The 2789-nt window shown below is 63.2% G+C and carries 5 protein-coding genes and 1 pseudogene; all 6 read right to left on the bottom strand.

Annotated elements, in window-relative coordinates; genetic code table 11:
- Positions 1-96, bottom strand: a pseudogene (locus ACSLE4_RS08860) (succinate dehydrogenase, cytochrome b556 subunit); the annotation flags it as partial.
- Positions 97-231: 135 nt separating this feature from the next.
- Entirely contained in the window at positions 232-387 is a 156-nt protein-coding gene (locus ACSLE4_RS08855; protein WP_435904099.1) for a hypothetical protein, read from the bottom strand.
- 105 nt (positions 388-492) lie between these two features.
- A complete protein-coding gene (locus tag ACSLE4_RS08850; protein WP_435904098.1) occupies positions 493-1005 on the bottom strand; it encodes a superoxide dismutase family protein in 513 nt (170 codons plus the stop codon).
- Between the two features lie 64 nt (positions 1006-1069).
- Positions 1070-2140 carry a MaoC family dehydratase gene (locus ACSLE4_RS08845; protein WP_435904097.1) on the bottom strand — a complete coding sequence of 357 codons (1071 nt, stop codon included), beginning with the start codon at positions 2138-2140 and terminating at the stop codon, positions 1070-1072.
- Positions 2137-2298 (bottom strand): hypothetical protein, encoded by a 162-nt coding sequence (locus tag ACSLE4_RS08840; protein WP_435904096.1) that lies wholly within the window; start codon positions 2296-2298, stop codon positions 2137-2139. Before ACSLE4_RS08840 ends, ACSLE4_RS08845 begins: the two co-directional genes overlap by 4 nt.
- A 163-nt stretch (positions 2299-2461) precedes the next feature.
- The coding region (locus ACSLE4_RS08835) for a transposase (RefSeq protein ID WP_435904095.1) at positions 2462-2789 on the bottom strand (328 nt) is incomplete at its 5' end.

Genomic DNA, 2789 nt, shown 5'->3' with positions numbered 1-2789 from the left:
GATGCGATGCGCGATCGACATCATCATCGTCAGCATCGGCCGATAGATTTGCAGATGCGGGGAGAGCGGACGCTCTGCCTCTAGCTTATTTATCATTGGTAATTTGCAGTGTTGCCCAGACGAGCTTTCTCATAGCCCAGTCGCCGGGCAGGGGCAATCGGGCCGCCTGCTTCCTTTGGTCCGGGCCCTTTTGGGCCGCAGGCGCGCTCTGCGAGGTCAAGATGGGGCGGCTTAAGCCGGGGCGGCGATCTCGTAGCAGGCTTCGACGTCGTCGGCGAATTTGGACATGATCCAGGTGTGGCCGCCGTCCACGGACTCCCAGATATGCGAGCCGACGATATAGGCCACGCCGCCCATCATGCCTTCAAAAGGGCCTTCCCAAGCCATCGGCTACTCCCCACAGCGTCCGAATCGTGGGGGTTAGGATGGGTCTCAAACCTTTGACAGAAGGTTTATTTCGGCCGGAAGGGCGGCTTTCCGGCGGTCTTGCGCCTACTTCGTGATGACGCCGCAGGCGATCCGCGGGCCAGCGTCGCCGGCGGGGTCCGACTTGTAGTCGTCGGCGCCTTCGTGGATGACGATGGCCGAGCCGTCCTTGTCCAGCAAGCCCCGGCTCAAATTCACCATTTGATTCAGCACCTCGATATGGAGCTTGCCGTTCTCGGGGACGTGGATGTTGGGCATGTCGCCGGCATGCGGGCCGGCCTTGTTCATGAGACCATGCTCGTCTTCCTCGGGGTTGAAGTGGCCACCCGCCGATTTGAAGTCGGGCGCCTCGCACTTGCCGAACTCGTGGATGTGGAAGGCGTGGTCGCCCGGCGGCAGCGCCGTCAGGTCGGCGTCAAGCAGCACGCCGGTGGGCACGGCGGTGAGCGTCACCTTGCCGACCTCCTTGCCGTCGGGGTCCATCAGAACCGCGGTTGCCTGATCGGCGGCGAACGCCGGGATGGCAAAGGTCAGTCCAGCAGTAAGGACGCTTGCGCGCCAAAAAGTCCTGGGAGTCATAGTCCGCCTCCTGGTCCGTGTTTCCTCTCGCCAACCCAACGCACACATCCTAGCGGAGTTGCATCTAGCGCGGGAGGGCTACCCAGTAATCCATGTCGAGGACGACACCCTCTTCGAGACTGCCGTCAGCCTTAACGCCTGGGAAATCGGCGCAAGCGCGGTCCTTCACGGCGAAGGTGCGCAAGCGCAGCGCGCCCATGTCCGAACGGCCCGGGAGCTCGGCTTTGGCGAGCACCTCGCTCCAGGCATAGATGGTGTCGCCGGCGAAGGACGGTGCGGCGTGGCGTGCGCCGTTCAACCCGAGCACATGGAAGGCGTTGGCAAGGCCGTTGAAGCTCAGCGAGCGGGCGATGGAGATAATGTGGCCGCCATAAACGAGGCGGCGGCCGAAGCGCTCCTGACTTTCACGGTGCTGGTTGAAATGCACGCGCGCGGTGTTCTGGTAGAGGCGCGTCGCCATCTGGTGCTCGGCCTCCTCGATGGTCTGGCCGTCCACGTGGTCGATCTTGTCCCCGACGGAATAGTCCTCCCAGCGGCGCGGTGAGCCTGCGAGCGCGTAGTCGTACACGGTGAGCTTGAGCGAGGGGAGCGCCTTGCCGAGGGTCTCCGGCTCGACGCTCTTGTCGTTCTCCGGGATGACGGTCTCCGGCGCCGGCGCGTCGAGATCGCGCTTGGTGACCATCACCCAGCGCTTGAAGGCCAGCACCACGTCGCCGTTCTGGTTGCGCCCGGTGGTGCGCACATAGACGGTGCCGTTCTTGCCGCTCGAGTTCTGCTTGACGCCAATGACCTCGGACACCGAAGCGATGGTGTCGCCGGGATAGACGGGCTTTTCGAAGCGGAACTCGGCGTAGCCTAGGTTGGCGATCGCGTTGCGCGAGATGTCCGGCACGGTCTTGCCGATAACGAAGTGAAACACCAGCATGTCGTCGATGGGCGAGCGCGGATAGCCGATGCTTTGCGCGAACGCATCCGACGACTGCACGGCGAAGCGTCCGCCATAGAGCGCGGTGTAGACGCTCGTATCGCCGACGGTGACCGTGCGCGGGGTCGCATGCACGATCTTCTGGCCGAGCGTGAAGTCCTCAAAATAGTTGCCGGTGACGGTCCGGTCGATCTTGTCTGTGTTGGTCATTGTGTCGGTCTTGCGAATTTGAGGCCGATGAGGGAGCCGATCAGCGTGACGATGAAGAACAGCCGCAGCGCCGTGGCCGGCTCCTTATAGACGAGGCTGCCGACAATGGTAGTGCCCGCTGGCGCCAGGGCGGCGCGCCAAAGCGCTGCCGGCCGCAAATCGGGCTGGACTGTCGGGTGGACCTTAGTGTCGCGGGGCGCGCGTTGTCACCCCGCCGGGGGGAGGTTTTCGGGGAAGGTGAAGCCTGGTCTCAGAAACCAAAATGGCGGCCCCGCATCTCGCAAGGGCCGCCATCTCAGCGAAAACTAGAGCGTTTTCCGATCAGAAGGCATCGTATCCGGCGGTAGCGAAGTAATTTCGGCATTCATTTGTGGTGAACTGTTGGATGGCGTGAGCGATGGCGTCCCAGAGGTCCGGGATTGTCCGCGTGGCAGCGGCGCGTAGCAGGGCCTTGAGCTTGGCGAACGCCATCTCGATCGGGTTGAAGTCGGGGGAGTATGGCGGGAGGTATAGAAGGGTGGCGCCGGCTTGTTCGATGGCCTCGCGAATGCCGCCGACCTTGTGCGCCGGCAGATTATCCATCACCACGACATCGCCGGCGGCGAGTTCGGGAACGAGCACCTGTTCGACGTAAGCTCTGAACGCCTCA

Origin of the sequence: Methyloceanibacter sp. (assembly GCF_051306395.1) — a bacterium.
Lineage (GTDB): Bacteria > Pseudomonadota > Alphaproteobacteria > Rhizobiales > Methyloligellaceae > Methyloceanibacter.
This window is presented reverse-complemented; position numbering and strand designations above follow the sequence as displayed.